General features: G+C 32.9%; 19 protein-coding genes and 1 rRNA gene. 7 read left to right on the forward strand and 13 right to left on the reverse strand.

Going from position 1 to position 20,037, the window contains the following annotated elements; translation table 11 throughout:
- The first annotated feature begins 2 nt into the window (after window positions 1-2).
- Together rrf and pafA are read left to right on the forward strand one after the other, a co-directional pair.
- Window positions 3-112: ribosomal RNA gene (gene rrf, locus AC3E9W_RS05155) — 5S ribosomal RNA — on the forward strand.
- Window positions 113-454: 342 nt separating this feature from the next.
- Window positions 455-2,074, forward strand: coding sequence for an alkaline phosphatase PafA (pafA, locus tag AC3E9W_RS05160; RefSeq protein WP_488767304.1), 1,620 nt, complete (start codon window positions 455-457; stop codon window positions 2,072-2,074).
- A 122-nt stretch (window positions 2,075-2,196) separates the two neighbouring features.
- Here pafA and ald read toward each other — a convergent pair whose 3' ends face one another.
- A complete protein-coding gene (gene ald, locus AC3E9W_RS05165) occupies window positions 2,197-3,315 on the reverse strand; it encodes an alanine dehydrogenase (RefSeq protein ID WP_306156242.1) in 1,119 nt (372 codons plus the stop codon).
- Window positions 3,316-3,516: 201 nt separating this feature from the next.
- On the opposite strand from ald, the gene AC3E9W_RS05170 reads away from it, so the two are divergent.
- On the forward strand, window positions 3,517-3,975 hold the full coding sequence (locus tag AC3E9W_RS05170) for an Lrp/AsnC family transcriptional regulator (protein WP_488767305.1): 459 nt from the start codon (window positions 3,517-3,519) through the stop codon (window positions 3,973-3,975).
- A gap of 55 nt (window positions 3,976-4,030) precedes the next feature.
- Here the strand turns inward: AC3E9W_RS05170 and AC3E9W_RS05175 are convergent, their stop codons facing one another.
- Window positions 4,031-5,479: a glyceraldehyde-3-phosphate dehydrogenase gene (locus AC3E9W_RS05175; protein WP_488767307.1), complete on the reverse strand. Its 1,449-nt coding sequence runs from the start codon at window positions 5,477-5,479 to the stop codon at window positions 4,031-4,033.
- A gap of 173 nt (window positions 5,480-5,652) precedes the next feature.
- A complete protein-coding gene (locus AC3E9W_RS05180) occupies window positions 5,653-7,053 on the reverse strand; it encodes a trypsin-like peptidase domain-containing protein (protein ID WP_306156239.1) in 1,401 nt (466 codons plus the stop codon).
- A gap of 161 nt (window positions 7,054-7,214) precedes the next feature.
- Between AC3E9W_RS05180 and dapF the strand changes: the two genes are divergently transcribed.
- From dapF to AC3E9W_RS05200, 4 genes are all read left to right on the forward strand, one after another.
- The gene (dapF, locus tag AC3E9W_RS05185) at window positions 7,215-7,997 is read left to right on the forward strand and encodes a diaminopimelate epimerase (protein ID WP_488767308.1); all 783 of its coding nucleotides are present in this window, start codon (window positions 7,215-7,217) and stop codon (window positions 7,995-7,997) included.
- 75 nt (window positions 7,998-8,072) lie between these two features.
- Window positions 8,073-8,606 (forward strand): GNAT family N-acetyltransferase, encoded by a 534-nt coding sequence (locus AC3E9W_RS05190; RefSeq protein WP_306156237.1) that lies wholly within the window; start codon window positions 8,073-8,075, stop codon window positions 8,604-8,606.
- 10 nt (window positions 8,607-8,616) lie between these two features.
- Window positions 8,617-9,657 (forward strand): endolytic transglycosylase MltG, encoded by a 1,041-nt coding sequence (mltG, locus tag AC3E9W_RS05195; protein ID WP_306156236.1) that lies wholly within the window; start codon window positions 8,617-8,619, stop codon window positions 9,655-9,657.
- A 473-nt stretch (window positions 9,658-10,130) separates the two neighbouring features.
- The gene (locus AC3E9W_RS05200; protein WP_456896885.1) at window positions 10,131-10,769 is read left to right on the forward strand and encodes a peptidoglycan-binding protein LysM; all 639 of its coding nucleotides are present in this window, start codon (window positions 10,131-10,133) and stop codon (window positions 10,767-10,769) included.
- A 40-nt stretch (window positions 10,770-10,809) separates the two neighbouring features.
- Here AC3E9W_RS05200 and scpA read toward each other — a convergent pair whose 3' ends face one another.
- From scpA to AC3E9W_RS05250, 10 genes are all read right to left on the reverse strand, one after another.
- The gene (gene scpA / locus AC3E9W_RS05205; RefSeq protein ID WP_488767311.1) at window positions 10,810-12,942 is read right to left on the reverse strand and encodes a methylmalonyl-CoA mutase; all 2,133 of its coding nucleotides are present in this window, start codon (window positions 12,940-12,942) and stop codon (window positions 10,810-10,812) included.
- Between the two features lie 14 nt (window positions 12,943-12,956).
- Complete coding sequence (locus AC3E9W_RS05210; protein ID WP_488767313.1) at window positions 12,957-13,247, reverse strand: type II toxin-antitoxin system RelE/ParE family toxin; 291 nt, start codon at window positions 13,245-13,247, stop codon at window positions 12,957-12,959.
- The gene (locus AC3E9W_RS05215; protein ID WP_125723345.1) at window positions 13,237-13,473 is read right to left on the reverse strand and encodes a hypothetical protein; all 237 of its coding nucleotides are present in this window, start codon (window positions 13,471-13,473) and stop codon (window positions 13,237-13,239) included. The genes AC3E9W_RS05210 and AC3E9W_RS05215 overlap by 11 nt, the downstream gene beginning before the upstream one ends.
- A gap of 45 nt (window positions 13,474-13,518) precedes the next feature.
- Window positions 13,519-14,883 carry a methylmalonyl-CoA mutase subunit beta gene (locus AC3E9W_RS05220; RefSeq protein ID WP_488767316.1) on the reverse strand — a complete coding sequence of 455 codons (1,365 nt, stop codon included), beginning with the start codon at window positions 14,881-14,883 and terminating at the stop codon, window positions 13,519-13,521.
- A 14-nt stretch (window positions 14,884-14,897) separates the two neighbouring features.
- Window positions 14,898-15,230 (reverse strand): FtsB family cell division protein, encoded by a 333-nt coding sequence (locus tag AC3E9W_RS05225; RefSeq protein ID WP_125723347.1) that lies wholly within the window; start codon window positions 15,228-15,230, stop codon window positions 14,898-14,900.
- Window positions 15,231-15,458: 228 nt separating this feature from the next.
- A complete protein-coding gene (gene udk / locus AC3E9W_RS05230; RefSeq protein WP_250837162.1) occupies window positions 15,459-16,067 on the reverse strand; it encodes a uridine kinase in 609 nt (202 codons plus the stop codon).
- 628 nt (window positions 16,068-16,695) lie between these two features.
- Complete coding sequence (locus AC3E9W_RS05235; RefSeq protein ID WP_198858279.1) at window positions 16,696-17,577, reverse strand: SDR family oxidoreductase; 882 nt, start codon at window positions 17,575-17,577, stop codon at window positions 16,696-16,698.
- 74 nt (window positions 17,578-17,651) lie between these two features.
- The gene (locus AC3E9W_RS05240; protein WP_488767318.1) at window positions 17,652-18,779 is read right to left on the reverse strand and encodes a methionine aminotransferase; all 1,128 of its coding nucleotides are present in this window, start codon (window positions 18,777-18,779) and stop codon (window positions 17,652-17,654) included.
- A gap of 53 nt (window positions 18,780-18,832) precedes the next feature.
- The gene (locus tag AC3E9W_RS05245; protein ID WP_306156231.1) at window positions 18,833-19,240 is read right to left on the reverse strand and encodes an energy transducer TonB; all 408 of its coding nucleotides are present in this window, start codon (window positions 19,238-19,240) and stop codon (window positions 18,833-18,835) included.
- A 22-nt stretch (window positions 19,241-19,262) separates the two neighbouring features.
- Window positions 19,263-19,976, reverse strand: coding sequence for an SAM-dependent methyltransferase (locus AC3E9W_RS05250; RefSeq protein WP_306156230.1), 714 nt, complete (start codon window positions 19,974-19,976; stop codon window positions 19,263-19,265).
- Between the last annotated feature and the right edge of the window lie 61 nt (window positions 19,977-20,037).

Raw genomic sequence — 20,037 nt, forward strand, 5'->3', positions numbered from 1 at the left:
CTTAAGGTGGTTATTGCGGCGGGGCTCACCTCTTCCCATCCCGAACAGAGAAGTTAAGCCCGCCTGCGCAGATGGTACTGCAGTTATGTGGGAGAGTATGTCGTCGCCTTTCTTTTGAAAAACCCTATCCGAACTGGATGGGGTTTTCTGTTTTATATATTTTTCTGAAAACCTGCGGATCTTATGAAATCTGGAAATTAAAAAGCCTATTTAATGCCGCGCTGCGTTAGTTATGGGAGCGGCATCTCCCGATTTAGAAAAACTGCGGCTAAAAAGCCTTGTTTTTCTAAATCGGGAATACAGCGGACAGCCCGACCCGCAGGGGAACGCCATGATTGTAATCTTACTGGTTTTATAAGTGTTAAATTATAGTCAATTGTTTGAGGTAAATATTGATACTTTAGACTTTTTGGATTTGAATGAGTATTTTTGTGTTTAAATTATTTATTTAAATATGAAGAAAAATATTTTATTGTTAGCACTTCTAGCTGTAACAGGTTTAAGTGCGCAACAACGTCCAAAGTTAGTTGTGGGTATAGTTGTCGATCAGATGAAAATGGAATATTTATATCGTTTTTCAGACGATTTTTCTCCAAATGGCTTTAAGAGGTTAATGAATGATGGATTTACTTTCCAGAATATGCATTATAATTATATGCCAACTTACACAGCTCCAGGACATGCTTCAATTTACACAGGTACTACACCTGCTACTCACGGAATTGTTGGTAATGAATGGTTTAGTAGAACTCTTGGAAAAGAAATGTATTGCACAGATGATGCAGGAGTTAAAACTGTAGGTGACGGTACTGCTGAAGAAGGTGCAATGTCTCCAAAAAACCTTCAAAGTACTACAATTACTGACGAAGTTAGAATGGCTACCAATTTTAACGGAAAAGTTATTGGGATGAGTTTAAAAGATCGTGGAGCAATATTGCCAGCAGGTCATTTTGCTAATTGGGCTTTTTGGTTTAGTAAAACAGGATCTTTTATTTCTAGTAGTTTTTACGGCGAAAAATTGCCTGATTGGGTTACAGAATTCAATAATGAGAAAAACTACCTAAAATATATTAATAAAGGCTGGGATTTGTATAAGCCGGTTTCTGTTTATAATGAAAGCCTACCAGATAATAATCCTTATGAAGGGAAATTGTATGGCAGTGCAGCTCCTGTTTTTCCATACGATTTGAAATCAATGTATGAGAAGAATGATGCTGGAGTAATTAGAGCTACTCCTTTTGGTAATGATTTGCTGGCTGAATTTGCAAAAAAGGCAATCGAAAAAGAAGAATTAGGAAAAGATAATATTACAGACTTCCTAACAGTTAGTTTTTCTTCTACAGACTATGTAGGTCACTTGCTTGGACCAAGATCTATGGAACTTCAAGATACTTATTTGAGATTGGATCAAACAATTGCTGATTTTTTGGCTTATCTGGACAAAACAGTTGGTAAAGGAAATTATTTGCTTTTCTTAACAGCTGATCATGCTGGAGCTGAAAACGTGATTTATCTAAAAGATCGTAAATATAATGTAGACAATTATCCTTCTAAAGAGGTTAAGAAAAGTTTACAGGATTTTTCAACTAAAACTTTTGGTGTAGATTTGATTCAAAACTATTCTAATTTTAATGTGTTTTTTAATAAGCAGATTATAAAAGATAAAGGTTTAGAGCTAGCGAATGTTAAAAAAGCTTTTAAAGAGTTTTTAATTACTCAACCGCAAGTTAAGAAGGTTTATACAGAAGAAGAAGTTTTGGCGAATGCTGGAAATGATTATTCTTTAAATTTTGTAGCGAAAGGTTATGACGTTACGCAAAACGGAGATTTGGTTATTGTAGATAAACCTGGAGTTATTGAATATACAGCTACAGGTACATCTCATGGAACTATTTATAGTTATGATACACATGTTCCAGCAATTTTTTACGGATGGCACATTAAAAAAGGTGAATCTTATGATAAAAAAGCAATTACAGAAATCGCTCCCACTATAGCTCAGAAAATTAAAGTTACTTTTCCGAATGGAACTGAAGCTAAAGTAATGACTGAAGTTTTAGATAATAAAAAATAAGCATTAATTATATTTTAAAAGCCTGTCTTCGCGACAGGTTTTTTTATGCAAAAAAAAAGGCTTTTCAATAAAGAAAAGCCTTTTGTAAAAGTGATTTAGTAAGCACTTGTTTAAGTATTAGCCTATGCGTTTGCTAACACTATTTCTTCGTTAAAAGGAAGATTCCAAGCTTCTGCAACTCCTTTGTAAAGGATTTTTCCATTAGCTACGTTTAATCCTTTTTTCAATTCTTCATTTTCTGCACACGCTTTTTCCCATCCTTTGTTTGCTAGTTGTACAGCATAAGGTAAAGTTGCGTTTGTTAAAGCTAAAGTAGAAGTGTAAGGTACAGCTCCTGGCATATTAGCAACACAATAGTGAACGATATCGTCAATAATGAAAGTTGGGTTTTCGTGAGTAGTTGGAGTACAAGTTTCGATACATCCTCCTTGATCTACAGCTACGTCAACAACAACAGTTCCTGGACGCATTAATTTAAGCATATCACGAGTAATTAAGTGAGGTGCTTTTGCTCCTGGAATTAAAACTGCTCCAACAATTAAGTCAGCATCTTTAATTGCTCTTGTAATATTGTAGTGGTTTGACATTTCTGTATTTACGTTTGCAGGCATGATATCATCTAATTGACGTAAACGTGGTAAGCTTAAGTCCATGATAGTTACTTGAGCACCTAATCCGGCAGCCATTTTAGCAGCTTGAGTTCCTACGATTCCTCCACCTAAAACTAATACTTTTGCTGGTGGAACACCTGGAACACCTCCTAAAAGAATTCCTCTTCCTTTTAGTGGTTTTTCTAAGTATTTAGCTCCTTGTTGAATTGCCATACGACCTGCAACTTCAGACATTGGAACTAATAATGGTAAGCTTCTGTCTGTTTTTTCTACAGTTTCGTAAGCTAAACAAACAGCTCCTTTTTCTAACATTGCATGAGTCAATTCTTCAGAAGAAGCAAAGTGGAAGTAAGTGAATAATAATTGATCTTTTTTGATCAATGGATATTCAGAAGCAATTGGCTCTTTTACTTTGATGATCATTTCTGCAATAGCATAAACTTCTTCAATTGTTGGTAAAACAACTGCTCCAGCTTCAGCATATTCCGCGTCAGCAAAACCACTTCCTAAACCAGCAGTAGCTTGAACATAAACTGTATGTCCGTGTTTTTTCATTTCAGAAACACCTGCAGGAGTTAAGGCAACTCTGTTTTCGTTATTTTTTATTTCTTTAGGAACACCTATTATCATTTTGTTATATTTTTTGTTATTTATTGAAATTGTTTTACAAATCTACAGATAGAGAATAAATTATGGTTTAATGCTTGATAAATAAGAAAATATTATTTTATTTTTTACTTTTACAGAAAAATATTCTGTTTTGACTTGGAATTTATTCTTCAAAAAGAAAAAAAGACTAAATCGGACTAATTTTAATAAAACGTTTTCGTTATGGTTTTAGATGAAATTGACAAAAAAATCCTACGTCTTTTACAGGAAGATGCGCATTATACTTTAAAAGACATCGCAAACAAAATAAATTTGTCTTTAACTCCTGTTCACGATCGAGTGAAACGTCTTGAAAAAGATGGGATTATAGAGAAATATGTCACTCTTTTAGACAAGAAAAAACTGGGAAATAATTTGACCGTTTACTGCCAAGTTACTCTCACTAAGCAAACTTACGATACTTCGGAAGGGTTTAATCAGTCGATTTTGGATTTGCCTGAAGTTGTGGAATGCAATTACGTTTCTGGAAATTTTGATTATATGCTTAAAATTATAATTCCTGATATGGAAAGTTATCATCATTTTCATCAGAAAAAACTATCGGTCCTGCCTGAAGTTTCTTTAATAAATACTGTTTTTGTTATTTCTGAAGTAAAAAGTACAACTGTACTTCCTATATAAAGAAAAACCACCAAGTTTGACTTGATGGTTTTAAAAAACAGTTAGTTTGGCTGAATTAATAATAAGTATAACGTCTTACTTTGGCAATATATTTTGCTAAGCGAATAACTTGATGGCTATATCCATATTCGTTATCGTACCAAATATATAGTACGATATTTTTTCCGTCTTTTGAAACAATTGTAGCATTGCTATCATAAATAGATGGAGCAGAAGTTCCAACTATATCAGAAGAAACCAATTCGTTGTTTAAAGAATACTTTATCTGCTCAACCAATTCTCCTTCAAGAGCATATTTCTTCATGATTTTATTAATCCCCGCAATTGAAGTTGCTTTTTTAACTTCTAAATTTAAAACCACAAGTGATCCATTTGGAACAGGAACTCGAATAGCGTTGGAAGTTAATTTTCCTTCTAATGTTGGTAAAGCTTTTGCCACGGCGCTTCCTGCTCCAGTTTCGGTAATAACCATATTTAAAGCTGCAGCTCTGCCACGACGATATTTTTTATGCATATTGTCAACCAAATTTTGGTCGTTTGTATATGCGTGAATGGTTTCTAAATGTCCTTTTACAACACCAAATGTTTCTTCAACTACTTTTAAAATAGGAGTAATGGCATTTGTTGTGCAAGAAGCAGCAGAAAAGATATTTAATTCGTCAGGATTAAAATCATTATGATTTACACCATGAACAATATTCGGCACGCCTTTTCCAGGAGCAGTCAATAAAACCTTACTTGCTCCATTTGAAGTTAAATGTCTTTTTAATGCTTCTTCAGTTGTAAATGCTCCCGTATTATCAATAACTAAAGCATCATTAATTCCGTATGTAGTATAATCAATTTCTTCAGGGGAATTTGCAGTAATAATATGAACTGTTGTTCCGTTAATAATTAGGGCATTGTTTTTAGAATCGGCTATTACAGATCCTTGAAAATCTCCGTGAATGGAGTCATATCGCAATAGAGAAGCTCGTTTCTCTAAACTTGATACATCATTTTTATCACGGGTTACAATTGCTCTCAATCGCAATTGACTTCCTTTTCCTGTTTTAGACATTAGCTCTCTTGCCAATAAACGTCCGATTCTTCCAAAACCATACAAAACAACGTCTTTCGGCTGAATTTCTTTTGAAGATTTTGCTTTTTTCAATTTTTCAATAACAAAATATCTAGCGTCAGGATATTTTTCATCTTCTAAACGATACTCGTAAGTTAATTTTCCGAGATCTATTTTTGCTGGCGGAAGATCTAAAGACAAAACCACTTTTGCAATTTCAACCGAATCGAAAATAGTTATTGGTTTGCCTACAAATTCACCAGCATATTGATGAAGATTGATAATATCGCTTAAGTTTTTATCCAATAATTGATTTTTAAATAAAACCATTTCGATTGATTTGTCATACCATAAATCGCTTATGGTTTTGATTAATTCGACTCCGGCTTTTCGTCGGTCGACTTGTAATGTTACCTCTTTTTGGTACAATGTTTTGTTACTCATAATTGAAAAAATAAAATGCTCACTATTTTAAAATTTGGCGCAAAAGTATCTATTTCAATCGATTTCGTAAACTATTTTAGCATTTATTTTCGAAAATAAAAAAGCCACCTTAAATTTCTTAAGATGGCTTTTTTGAAGTTTTTTAGTTTCAGTTCAAGAACTGTAAACGGAACTTAAATAATTATTCTGAAGATCTCTCCGTTTCTGTTGATCATTTCAATTCGAACACTTTGTCCTTCGTCTTTTTTACTTAAAAGTTTTGAAACTGTTTCAACATTTGTTGCTTTAACGTTATCAATACTCAAAATGATGTTTCCTAACAATTCGTTTTGATATTGCATTAAATTCTCGTTGGTGATGTTTTTAATTTTAACACCATAATCAATTCTAAACTTTTTCTTGTCAGCAGCATCAATGTTTTCTAATTCAATTCCTTTAACTTCGGCGCTGTAAAATTCGTTTTTACTTAAAGTTACAGGAACAGTTTTTGTTTTTCCGTCTTTGATATAAGTTACTTTAACCACATCGTTTGGACGTTTTGTATTGATGTAACCTGATAAATCGGCATAAGTAGAAATATTCTGCTCATCAAGTTTTACAATAATGTCTCCTTTAGTTAAACCAGCTTTCTCTGCACCAGAATTTTTAGAAACTCTATTAATATAGAAACCTTGAGTTTCGGTAATGCCCAATTCTTTAGAAGCCATGCTGTTTAATTCACCACCTTCAACGCCAAGAATTCCTCTTTGCACATTTCCATATTCCATAATGTCCTCAATAATCTTGCGTGCAATATTAGAAGGAACAGCAAAAGAATACCCAACATAAGAACCAGTCATTGACGAAATCATGGTATTAATTCCAATTAATTCACCGCGTGCATTTACTAACGCTCCACCGCTATTACCTGGGTTTACAGCAGCATCAGTTTGAATGAAAGATTGGATTCCGCTTTGGTCTAAATTTCTGGCTTTCGCCGAAACAATTCCGGCAGTTACAGTTGAAGTCAAGTTATAAGGATTTCCAACTGCCAACACCCATTCACCCACTTTTACGCTATCAGAATTGGCAAAAGCAGTGTAAGGAAGTTTTTCGTCAGCATTGATTTTCAAAAGTGCAATGTCCATTTTCGAATCAGTACCGATTAACTTCGCTTTGTATGATTTTTTGTTGTTTAAAGTAATTTCAATTTCTGTAGCGTCTTTAATTACGTGATTGTTCGTAACGATATACCCGTCTTCAGAAATAATTACACCAGAACCAGTTCCTACTTGTTCTTGCTGTTGCTGTCCACCATATCCGTAGAAAAACTCTAGCATTGGGTTGCTGACAGTTCTTCTAGAAACATTTTTTACGTGAACAACAGTATGAATTGTTTTGTCTGCGGCTTCAGTAAAATCTAGTATTTCGGCACCTAAACCAACATTTTTTCCGTAAGAATTAGGGGCAAGAGTTACAACAGAATTTCCTTTGCCAAAAAAAGAATTGTTGCTTTCAAATAATAACTTGTAAGCACCAAGAGTAATAGCACCACTTAATAATGACACTAAAAATAAGGCTGAAAATCTTTTCATATTAGAATTTGTAATTAAGTTATTAGGATTTACGTTTCATGTTTTATTTAACGTAAAATTACTTCAAAAAATTATTTGTAAAAACGGTTTAACGCTCTTTAACAATGATTAACATTTCATTAATTAATAGTTCGTACTTTTGTACATCTAACAACTAAAAAATGCAAGTAGAATTTTATAAATATCAAGGCACAGGAAACGATTTTGTAATGATTGATAACCGTACAAATTTTTTTCCAAAAGAAGATGTAAAACTTATTGAGCGTCTGTGCGACAGACGTTTCGGAATTGGAGCTGACGGATTAATTCTTTTAGAAAATGATTCAGAAACCGATTTCAGAATGGTTTATTACAACTCTGATGGAAACCAAAGTTCGATGTGCGGAAATGGCGGCCGTTGTCTGGTTGCTTTTGCCAATCAATTGGGTGTAATTGATGATAAAACGACTTTTATCGCAACTGATGGATTACACCATGCTTCTGTTAATGCTGATTCGATTGTTTCTTTGCAAATGATTGATGTGAACGAAATTCAGAAAAAAGATTCTTATACTTTCTTAAATACAGGTTCGCCTCACCATGTTCAAATTGTAGACGATTTGGAACATTATAATGTAAAAGAAAACGGAGCCGCAATTCGTTATGGCGAATTATATGGAGAAAAAGGGAGTAATATCAACTTTGTAAAAAAAGTAGATAATGATACTTTTTCTTTGAGAACATACGAAAGAGGAGTAGAAGACGAAACTCTTGCTTGCGGAACGGGCGCTACAGCCGTTGCAATTGCTATGAATGCAATTGGAGAAACCGATAAAACTTCGATAAATTTAAATGTTGAAGGCGGAAAATTGGTAGTTTCTTTTGATAAAGATAATGATGGTTACACGAATGTTTTCTTGACAGGGCCTGCAAAATTTGTTTTTAAAGGAACAATTGAGATATAAATATAAAAATTCCAATTTTTTAAAATCACAAATTCCAATCCCGATAGCTATCGGGACTAAAATCTAAAATTGTAAATGATCACACTCAAAGGCGAAAACATTTATTTGCGTGCACTCGAACCTCAAGATTTAGAGTTCATCTATTCTATAGAAAATGATGAGAATATCTGGGAAGTCAGTAATACGCAGAGCCCTTACAGCCGTTTTTTGATTAAACAATATTTAGAAAATGCCCATCAAGATATTTATGAGGCAAAACAGCTTCGTTTGGCGATCTGTCAAGACGAAGATTTTCCTGCTGTTGGATTGATTGATTTGTTTGATTTTGATCCTAGAAATAATAGGGCGGGAATTGGCATTGTAATTCAGAAAGAGGAAAATCAAGGGAAAAATATTGGTTCTGAGGCTTTAGAACTTTTAATTAAATATTCTTTTTATAATTTAAATCTTCATCAATTGTATGCAAATATTGGTGTGCAAAATGTAGCCAGTATTGCACTTTTTACTAAATTTGGTTTTAAGAAAATCGGAATAAAAAAAGACTGGATTTTGTATCATAACCACTATCAAGATGAAGCAATTTTTCAGCTAATTAATAAACAAATTTAAATTTTAAGCTTTGAGTCTAAAAAAAATAATCACGATAAGTGCCGTAGCCATAATTTCAGCTTTATTGATTTATGGTTTTATTTTAATCAGTAAAATATTTAGTTCTAATACTAAATTTGAAGAAAAAGAAGTATACGTTTATGTGCCAACAGACGCGAATTATGCTGATGTAAAAAAGATTTTAGCACCTTATGTCAAGAATTTTGACAATTTTGAAATGGTTGCTGAAAAAAGAGATTACCCAGAAAATGTAAAATCAGGACGTTTTCTTTTAAAGAAAGATATGAACAATATCGATTTGGTTCGTGCCATGCGTTCTAATATTCCAGTTAAATTGGTTTTTAATAATCAAGAGCGTTTAGAAAATTTTGCAGGAAGAATTGGTGCAGAAATCGAAGCTGACAGCACATCTTTAGTAAAAGCATTTAGAGATTCTACTTTTTTAGCAGCAAATGGTTTTAATGAAGAAAATGTTTTTGCAATGTTTATTCCAAACACTTATGAAGTTTATTGGAATACTTCTGCAGAGAAGTTTCGTGATAAGATGATTAAAGAATATCATAATTTCTGGACAGATGAAAGAATTGCCAAAGCGAAAGCACAAGGTTTAACTCCAGTTCAGGCTACAATCTTAGCTTCAATCGTTCATAAAGAATCGGTTAAAAAAGACGAAAGACCTCGTATTGCGGGTGTTTATCTGAATCGTTTACGTTTAGAAATGCCATTGCAAGCAGACCCAACGGTTATTTATGCTTTGAAACTAAGAGATAATAATTTTGATCAAGTGATTAAAAGAGTTTTTTATAATGATTTGGTAATGAGATCTCCGTATAATACTTATATAAATAAAGGACTTCCTCCAGGGCCAATTGCGATGCCTGATATTACAGCATTAGAAGCAGTTTTAAACCCAGAGAAAAACGATTATATTTATTTCTGTGCAAGTGTTGAACGTTTCGGATATCACGAATTTGCAGCAACATTGGCAGAACATAATGTAAATGCGAAAAAATATTCAGATTGGATCGCGAGTCAAGGAGTGACAAGATAAGTTTGCATTAAATAAAATATTAGAAACCGAAGTGAATTTTAGCTTCGGTTTTTTTATTGCAAAATGCTTTCGAAAACGCAAAAAATATGGAATTGTTAATTTGTGTGTTTTTTGATCTTTATTAATAAAAAAATAAGCAATTTTCGAAGTTGAATTTTATAAAATTCAAAAACTGAATTTCAAGATTCGCATAAAAAAACGCTTTTATTCCGTAAGTTAATTCTTTCTTTTTAATAAAAAATGCTTAAAATTTATATAAAATTAGATTTTTTTTTGCCGTAAAAATTGATTTTTAAAGTTAAAAAATCATTACCAAAATCTTTCGGAATCTATTAGTATACTTGGGATGAAAGCGATTTTAGAATTTGTCTTAAAAATGCTAAATCACTGGTTTTTAGTATATTTTGAAAATGTCTTATCTTTGCACCGTAGAAATTTCAAGAGAGTGACAGTGTCTTGAAGAAAAACAATTTATGATAAAGAAATGGTATTTTTATGCGAGTTTAGTCGTTATTATTACATTTTTAAGTTTGGGATTTATTCCCTCTAGTCACGAAACCAAACCTTGGTTTTTAATTGAAAAAACAGATGGATCAGAATACATTTTTCCATCAAAAGAAAAGGATGATTATCCGAACACCAACGTCCCATACACAGGCAATCATCTTATAGGATTTAAAGAAGCAGTAGCTTTTAAAGAATCACAAGGGAAATACAGATTAGTGAATTCTCTTGGTTATATGGGCAAATATCAATTTGGTTCTAAAGCTTTAAGAGCAATCGGAATTAATGATAACAAAGCCTTTTTAAAAGATCCTGCATTACAAGAAAAAGCTTTCATGGCTTTGTTAGCCAAAAACAAATGGATTTTAAGAAACGAAATCGAAAAGTATGAAGGCAAAATCATCAGTGGTATTGAAATTACCGAATCTGGAATTTTAGCTGCAGCGCATTTAGGCGGGGCAGGTTCTGTAAAGAACTTTTTCAAAAATAAAGGAAGCAGACATTTTAGAGATGCTTTTGGAACTTCTTTGAAAAGCTATATGAGAGATTTTGCGGGTTACGATCTTTCTTTTATAGAAGCGGATAGTAACGCAACAGTTAATGACTAAACGTAAAAAAGAAAAATCCCTTTAAAAGGGATTTTCTTTTTTAATCTATTAAGGCTTCTAAGATTTTTATAGCCGCTTCACTTATTTTAGTTCCTGGACCAAAAACTGCTGATGCGCCAGCATCAAACAAGAATTGATAGTCCTGAGACGGAATTACGCCGCCCACAATTACCATTATATCATCGCGTCCGTGTTTTTTTAGTTCTTCTATAACTTGCGGAACCAATGTTTTGTGACCCGCTGCAAGTGATGAAACACCTAAAATATGAACATCATTTTCTACAGCTTGTTTTGCTGCTTCTGCGGGAGTTTGAAAAAGTGGACCAATGTCAACATCAAAACCTACATCTGCATAACCTGTAGCTACGACTTTTGCTCCACGATCGTGCCCGTCTTGTCCCATTTTAGCAATCATAATTCTAGGACGTCTTCCTTCTTGTTTGGCAAAAACATCTGCTAGTTGTTTTGCCTTCTCAAAATTTTCGTCATTTTTTATTGCTGCACTATACACTCCGCTAAAAGATTTAATTTGTGCTTTAAAACGGCCGAAAACAGTTTCCAATGCATTGCTTATTTCGCCAAGTGTTGCTCTGTTTCTAGCGGCTTCAATGGCATTTTCTAATAAGTTTCCTTGGCCTGTCTGTGCACAAAGGATTAATTTTTCTAGTGACTTATTTACTTTTTCAGAATCTCGCGTTTGTTTTATTTCTTCAAGACGCTCTACTTGCTGTTTGCGAACCAGCTGATTATCTACATCTAAAATATCTAACGGATCTTCTTTTTCTAAACGATATTTATTTACGCCTACAATAATGTCTTGTCCGCTGTCAATTCTTGCTTGTTTTCTTGCAGCAGCTTCTTCAATTCGAAGTTTCGGAATTCCAGCTTCAATGGCTTTTGTCATTCCGCCGAGTTCTTCTACTTCTTCAATTAATTTCCAAGTTTTTTCAACGATATCATTGGTTAAACTTTCAACATAATAACTTCCAGCCCAAGGATCTACCGTTTTTGTGATTTTGGTTTCTTCTTGAAGAAATATTTGGGTATTTCTAGCAATTCTAGCTGAGAAATCTGTTGGGAGGGCAATAGCTTCGTCTAAAGCATTTGTATGCAAAGATTGTGTTCCGCCAAAAACTGCAGCTGAAGCCTCAATACAAGTTCTAGCTACATTATTGAATGGATCTTGCTCAGTTAAACTCCATCCGCTGGTTTGGCAATGTGTTCTCAATGCTAGAGATTTGTCACTTTTTGGATTGAACTGTTTTAATAATTTAGCCCAAATCATACGTCCAGCCCTCATCTTGGCAATTTCCATAAAATGATTCATACCAATTGCCCAAAAGAAAGACAATCGTGGTGCAAAGTCATCAATAGTCATTCCTGTAGATAATCCAGTTCTGATATATTCTAAACCATCTGCCAAAGTATAAGCTAATTCAATATCTGCGGTTGCGCCAGCTTCTTGCATGTGATATCCAGAAATAGAGATCGAATTGAATTTTGGCATTTTTTTGCTCGTAAATTCAAAAATATCAGCAATAATTTTCATCGAAGGAGTTGGAGGATAGATATAGGTATTTCGTACCATAAACTCCTTTAAAATATCGTTTTGGATGGTTCCTGCTAATTTTTCAGGAGAAACACCTTGTTCTTCAGCTGCAACAATATAAAATGCCATAATTGGAAGAACAGCTCCGTTCATAGTCATAGAAACAGACATTTCATCTAACGGAATCTGGTCGAAAAGTACTTTCATGTCTTCTACAGAATCTATCGCAACGCCAGCTTTTCCGACATCGCCCACAACTCTTTCATGATCTGAATCATAACCGCGATGTGTAGGAAGGTCAAAAGCAATGGAAAGTCCTTTTTGACCTGCAGCCAAATTTTTTCTGTAAAAAGCATTGCTTTCCTCTGCTGTAGAGAATCCAGCATATTGGCGAATTGTCCAAGGGCGTCGCACATACATTGTGGCGTATGGGCCACGTAAGTTAGGCGCAAAACCAGCTCCGAAATCAAGAAATTCTAAATCTTCGATATCTTTCTCCGAATAGTTTTTTTTGATTTCAATTCCTTCAGCAGTCGTAAAGTTTTCGGTCAAGTTTTCTAATTCTTGACTTTCAACTTTCAACTTTTGACTTTGAAGCGTAATATGTTTAAGGTCTTTTCTCAATTGTAAAATATTATTTAAAATTGGTTTAGTTCACTATTTCTGGATGTGTGAAAAACGGATTTTATAACAATCTTATTATCGTAAATAGAATAATGTATGGCGTAAGGAAAAGTCTTTAAAAAGACAATTCTTGTTTTGTCATATCTTATTTGGAATAAGAATGGATCTTTTTTTAGAATTGCAAGGCTTGCTTTAAATGAATCGTTAAATCTTATTGCTAAATTAGGGTGAATGTCTTTGTACCAAAGCAATGACTTTTTATAATCTGACTTTGCTTCTGTAATAATCTCTATTTTATAATTCATTTTCAATTTCCTTTAAAAAATCATCAATGTCAGTCGCATCGCTTGGATTTTTTAAGTATTTCTCTGTCCTTTCTCTCACTTGGTCAATTTGCCACTGTGGAATTTTGTATTCATTATTTTGAATAGGCAAAATAATTACTTCTACTTCATCTGCTTTAAAATCATCAGGTAAAATAACAGTTACTGAATGGTTTTTAACCGTTATTATTTGTCTAATTGCTTCCATAATTATTTAGGTTTATATTCAAATATAGATTTTTGAAATCAATTTCTATTCCAATTCCAATCTTTCTTGCTCCATTTTCTCCGCTAATCTTTTTTCGATTATTGGCGTAATTAATGTTTTTCTTGGTTTTATTTTAACGAAAGGAAACAATTCTAAATCGTGTTTCATTCTGTCTTCTTTGTTCGGATATTTATTTGTGCCTAATAAAACTTCTTTTTTAGCATCAAATAATTCCTGCTCTTTATTTGCACTTTCTTGAATTTTCTTTTTGATTGTTCCGTCGTTTAGAAGTTTTAAAAATCCGCCGTTTGCTTCAATCTCTTTAAACAAAGCCAGACTTTTTTCGGCGAGTTGCATCGTTAAACTTTCGATATAATAACTTCCATCGGCTGGATTATTTACTTTATCAAAATAACTTTCGTGTTTTAAAATCAGAAGCTGGTTTCTAGAAATTCGATCACCAAATTCGTTGTCTTTATGATATAAAGCATCATACGGTAAATTAGCGATTGCATCTGCGCCTCCCAAAATTGCCGACATGCATTCGGTTGTAGTTCTTAACATATTTACGTTGTAATCGTAAATAGTTTTGTTTCGTTTGGTTGGCGTTACCAATAAATGGCATTTAATTTCTGAATTATATTCTGCAGCAATTAAATCAAAAAGCATTCGAAGTGCGCGGAGTTTAGCAATTTCAAAGAAATAATTTGTTCCAACAGAAACTTGAAAAACAATTGATTTTGCATTATCAGCAAAACGATTTAGATATTCGTTTGCATGCGCTAAACTGTAAGCAATTTGTTGTGTGATATTGGCTCCCGAATTTTGATATAATCCTAAATCTACACTTAGTATATTTAAGTTAGTTGTATTTTTAAAAACCAGATTTAAAGTATCAAAATTTGTTTTTTCAGAAGTAGAGAACCAATTTCCTTCACGTGCCAATTGTCCAATTGGATCAAAATTGCAATAAAAATGTGCTTTTTTCTGAAGCGAAATAGTATCTAATTTTTTTACGAAATCGATTGAAATGAAATTGAAATGAAAATAAACGGTTCTATTTTCTAAAGGAAGATTTTCCAATAGTTTTTCAATGTCGATTTTTTCGTTTTGAATAGTAAAACGAAGGCTTTCTGCGCCTCTTTCTAAAGTGTTTAAAGCGCGTTCAATAGATTTTTCTATATCGAAAACAAAGATATTCTGGCAGATTTTAAAATCTGAGGCTTGAGTATTTACATTTGCTGCTTTTGTAAATTCATCGCTATGATAAAAAGGTTTTACCTGAATATCTTCTGGCGAATTCCATATAACAGTCTGATTGTAATCGGCTCCATCCAATTCAAACTGAATTTTTTGTTTCCATTGTTTGGATGAAATCGGATTAAAATCGTCGAATAGGTTAGTGGCCATTTTATGTTGTTTGATTATTCTTTTTCTTGAATCGTGTCTCCTTCAAATTGAATGATGTAAATATCTTCGCTGTCTTTTTTCATAAAATACTTTTCGCGTGCGTATTTCTCAATTTGTTCAGGATTTTTGAGCAATTTAATCTGCTCTTGGTCTTTTTTGATTTCTTCTTGATAATATTTTTTATTATCCTGAAGTTCATTGATTTGTCCATCTAAAAAACGATGGTCAAAATAGGAGTAATTGTCTAGAAATAACATCCAAACTATAAAAAATAGCAAAACCCAAACGTATTTGTTACCAAGGTATTTAAACCATTTTTTGTCTTTGTATGGATTTTTAAATTTCATTTCTAAACGAATATTTCTTTTGAATTTGAGTGTTGTCTCTAGCCCCGATAGTAGTGAAAATCCTTTTGTGTCTCGTTTCTTTAACGAGACACAAAAGATTACATCACTTATTTTTTATTTCAAGCGGAGTTCAGTGAACTTCGTTTGTAACGAATAGCGGGACACGAGCGAAGCGAATTGGCGTAGCAATCAGCTCCTAATTATTATGGTTTAAATTTACGATAAAAATTATGAAATTCTCTGATTAATTACAGCGCGAACTACATCAATTGCTACCGTATTGTATTTGTCATTCGGGATAATGATGTCTGCAAAAGCTTTAGATGGTTCGATAAATTGCTCATGCATAGGCTTTAAAGTTGTTTGATAACGATTTAAAACTTCGTCAATATCACGTCCACGTTCTGAAATATCTCTTTTTAAACGACGAATTAATCTTTCGTCAGAATCCGCATGCACAAAAACTTTAATGTCAAACATGTCTCTCAATTCTGGATTTGTCAGAATTAAGATTCCTTCTACAATCATTACTTTTCTAGGATGTGTAGAAACGGTATCATCGGTTCTATTGTGCTGAATGAAAGAATACACCGGCTGGTCAATTGTTTCTCCTGCTTTTAGCGCTTTTAAATGTTTTACCAATAATTCGAAATCAATCGCTCTTGGGTGATCGAAATTGATTAATGCTCTTTCGTCAAATGATAAATTATCAGTTTGTTTATAGTACGAATCCTGAGAAATCACCCCAACTTCAGTATGTGGCAATTCGTTCATGATTTGGTGTACTACCGTTGTTTTTCCACTTCCTGTTCCTCCTGCAATTCCTATAATGAGCATAAATTTGATGTTATAATTTGTTCCGCAAAAATAATAATTTAACTGAATTGAATAAACATATTGTTTGTTTTAAACCATATAAGCGATGTAAGTTAATTTTAGTCAATGGATGATAATGAAAATAGTTTTTCACTGAATTTATAGCACATATAATGAGAAAAGAATAGATAATTTCTATTGCATATTTATATAATAAGCTGTGTAATTCTTTAAGCTTAAATGAACTTATAAATAAACTCTAAACTTATAATTCCTTATATGAACTTATTGGTGAAAAATCAAAAAGTCCTCACAGGAAGCGAATAAACATATTTGTTTGTTTTAAACCATATAAGTGATGTAAGTTAATTTTAGTCACTGGATGATAATGAAAATAGTTTTCACTGAATTTATATCATATATAATGAGAAAAGAATAGATATTTCTTTTGAACATTACATAGACTGTCAATAATAAGTTGTGTAATTCTTTAAGCTAAAATGAACTTATAAATAAACTCTAAACTTATAATTTCTTATATGAACTTACATGGTAAAAAAAACTAAAAAAAATCCCGAAAGTAAACCTTCGGGATTTCGTGCAATCAGTATAGTTTTAAAAATATTCTGAATTTAGTAAGCACTTGTAATTATTTATTCTTTTTTGCTTTTATCATCATTTCAAGCTGATCCCAAAGTTCTTCTGGAATTGCTTCTAATAAGTTAAATTGTCCAGCGCCTTTTAACCATTCGCCTCCGTCAATCGTAATGACATCTCCGTTGATGTAAGATGAAAAGTCAGAAACTAAATAAGCTGCTAAATTGGCTAATTCTTGGTGATCTCCCACTCTTTTTAGTGGCACTTTTTTAGCCATATCGAATTTTTCTGAAAGATCTCCTGGCAATAATCTGTCCCAAGCTCCTTTTGTAGGGAATGGTCCTGGAGCAATGGCGTTGGAACGGATTCCGTATTTTGCCCATTCGACAGCCAAACTTCTAGTCATAGCTAAAACTCCAGCTTTTGCAGTAGCACTAGGAACAACGTAAGCAGAACCTGTCCAAGCATAAGTAGTAACGATATTTAAAATCGTAGCCGATGTTTGTTTGGTGTCTATCCAGTGTTTTCCAAAAGCCAGTGTACAGTTTTTAGAACCTTTAAGTACGATATCTATCACAGTATCAAATGCATTTGCCGACAATCTTTCTGTTGGCGAAATAAAATTTCCTGCCGCATTATTTAAAAGAACATCTACTTTACCGAAAACTTTTAAAGTTTCCTGAAGCATATTTTCTACTTCTTCGTAATGACGAACGTCACATTGTAGAGGAAGACATTTGCCTCCAGTTTGGCTTTCCAATTCGGCAGCTGTAGTTTTTAACTTTTCTAAATCTCTAGAAGTTATGGCTACTTGAGCTCCTAATTCGAGAAAATATTTGGTCATAGCTTTACCTAAACCACTTCCGCCGCCTGTAACGACAATAACTTTGCCTTGTAAAGCATCGTCACGTAACATTTTATCTGTATAGCTCATACTTTTTCTTTTTTACAATATTAGTTAAATAAAATAGGATGCACGCATAATAATGTTATAAAATTTGAGAAATTTTATATTTCAGATAATTTTTTTGCTGCAGACTCAAGCGTGAAGTTGTCTTTGGCGAAACAAAAACGAATTAATTTCTGGTCTTTATGATCGGAATAAAAAGTCGAAATCGGTATTGCGGCAACTCCGTGATCAATAATCAGATTTTTGCAGAAAGTTACATCGTCATCATTTGAAATGCTGGCATAAGAAGCAACTTGAAAATAAGTTCCTTCGCAAGGTTTTAATTCGAAACGACTGTTTTGAAGCAATTTCTGAAAATAATCTCTTTTTTCCTGATAGAATTTTCCAAGCAAATTTACATCGACAACATCTAAATATTCGCTAATTGCAAATTGAGAAATGCTGTTTACACTGAAAACCAAAAACTGATGCACTTTTTTGATTTCTTTCATTAAATGTTCTGGCGCAATTGTATAGCCGATTTTCCATCCCGTAATATGAAATGATTTTCCGAAAGAAGAAACCATGACGCATTTATCTAAAAGAAAATCTTTGGTGTGTGCCGAAATATGTTTTTCTTCGAAAGTGATGTATTCGTAAACTTCATCAGACAAGATGATAATGTCAGGATATTTTTCAAGAAGATTTTTTAATTGAATAAAATCATTTTCGGTTAAAATTTTTCCAGTTGGATTATGCGGATTATTGATAATCATCAGCCTTGTTTTTACAGAACAGGCTTTTTCAATTCTTTCCCAATTTGGAGTATAATCATCATTTAATGCCACTCGAACAGGTTTAGCTTTACAAAGTAAAACAGGAGATTCATAAGAATCGTAACTCGGATCAAGAATAATTACTTCATCATTTTCTTTTACTAAAGCTAAAATCGTAGTAAAAATCCCTTGAGTTGCGCCAGCAGTAACCAGAAGTTCAGTTTCTGGATTTATGGTTCTTTTATAAGAATCAAAAGTTAGTTTAGCAATTTTATTCATTAACGGCGGATAACCTGCCATTGGTGTATATTGATGAACGTTTTCTTTTGCTAATCTCGCCACAATATCTGTAAGTCTTTCATCAACAGGAAAATTTGGAAATCCTTGCGAAAGATTTATCGCATTGTATTCGGCTGCCATTTTTGACATGACAGTGAAAATGCTTGTGGTTACGTTTGGGAGTTTGCTCATGATGAAGTTTGATTAGGAGGAGCTTGTTTGATGAAATTAGAAACAATTAAATTTTAATTAATAGTTATGGGAATTGCATATAAAACTCTAACTTCTTTTCCTTGTAATTTTCCTGGAGACCATTTAGGAGATAAATTTAAAACTCTAATTGCTTCATTAGCAGTATTGAAACCAACATCTTTTATGATTCTTATTTCATTTAACGATCCATCTTTTTCAATAATAAAAGTAGCAACTACTTTCCCTTTTACGTTAACAGGTTTTTCTTTTGGAGTAACATAGTTCTGAGCGATAAGCTTGTAAAATTCATTCAAGCCTCCTGGATATTCAGGTTTAATATCTATTCCAGCAGTATTGTAAACCATATCCTCATCATCAGGGATGTTGGTTTTAGTATTTTTAGATTGGCAAAATGTATTTTGTGTAATGCAAATTAAAATCAGAATTAAAAACTTTTTCATAGATGATGGTTGTAAAGTTAGTTTACATTTTATGAATAATAAAAATAGTAGGACGTTTATCAATATCAATTTTCAATTTTTTCCAATCGGATACTTTCAAGGTTTTAATAAATTCTGTTGGCAAAGTAATATCGGTTGCGATACATAAATGTGTGGACGGATTTAAAATCTGCAATAGATCTTCAATTAATTTATTGTTTCTATATGGAGTTTCAATAAATAGCTGAGACTGATTTTTGTCCTGAGATAATCTTTCAAAATGACGAATTGCCGATTTTTTCTCGTCTTTATCAATTGGTAAATAGCCATTGAATGTAAAACTTTGGCCGTTCATTCCAGAAGCCATCATCGCCAATAGGATAGAAGAAGGGCCAACTAACGGGACAACTTGAATTCCCTTTTCATGAGCCAATTTTACAATTACAGCACCAGGATCAGCAACGCCTGGACAGCCGGCTTCGCTCATTAAACCCATATTTTTTCCTTCTAATAAAGGTTTGATGAAATCTAAATGTTCGCTAGTTTCGGTTCTTTTATTTAAAGTAAAAAGAACTAATTCTGATTGTTTTTTCTCTGGATAAACCGCTTTTATAGATTTTCTGGCAGTTTTGTCATTTTCAACAATATAATGGTCGATAACTTCTATCGTTCTTCTAACAGTTTGAGGTAAAACATCCATCGGATCGCTTTCGCCCATTGTGGTTGGAATTAAATATAGTTTTCCGAAAGATTTCATAATGCGTTTTGTTTTAAATTAAAAAATTCAATTATCTCTTTTTTAGAAACAATTGAATTGT

The sequence above is a fragment of the Flavobacterium sp. 38 genome (genome assembly GCF_057799715.1).